At 37.8% G+C, this 400-nt stretch carries 1 protein-coding gene; it reads left to right on the top strand.

What is annotated here, in order from left to right; all coding sequences use genetic code 11:
• Positions 1-119: 119 nt before the first annotated feature.
• On the top strand, positions 120-400 hold a 281-nt coding region (lmaB, locus tag G8O24_RS47325; RefSeq protein ID WP_188108451.1), incomplete at its 3' end, for a protein LmaB.

The following is a 400-nucleotide window of genomic DNA, read 5'->3' as shown; positions in this document are numbered from 1 at the left end:
GATTTAAATCCGTTGAGATAAACAAATCTTCTATTTTGGAAAGTAAAGTTCGGAGGAATAAATTATTAAATGTGGTCTTGACCGAACTTTGCTTTCTGTTTTAAAGGAGTGAACGCTTGGTGAAGAGTTTGAGCTTCATGAGAGTTTTGGAAGCAGTGAGAATAATGCTCCAGGAAAAAGGCGGACTAGATGTTTCTATTGTAATGCGTGACCAAGTTGAAATGCCTACAACGATGATCGAGATGATTGATCAAGAGGAAGAAGAAAGCCAAACTGCCTGGAAAGAAACATACCGTTTTGCAATCCATCACTATACAAATGAAACGTACCTAGCGGGAGTCGAAAAGATATATACGCTTATCCAAACAGGATTCACTTTGCCTGAAGGATACAAATTAAT

It is taken from the genome of Bradyrhizobium campsiandrae, assembly GCF_014529705.1.
GTDB classification, from domain to species: domain Bacteria; phylum Pseudomonadota; class Alphaproteobacteria; order Rhizobiales; family Xanthobacteraceae; genus Bradyrhizobium; species Bradyrhizobium campsiandrae.
Note: the sequence above shows the minus strand (reverse complement) of the source record. Positions and strands in the feature narration are given on the sequence as shown.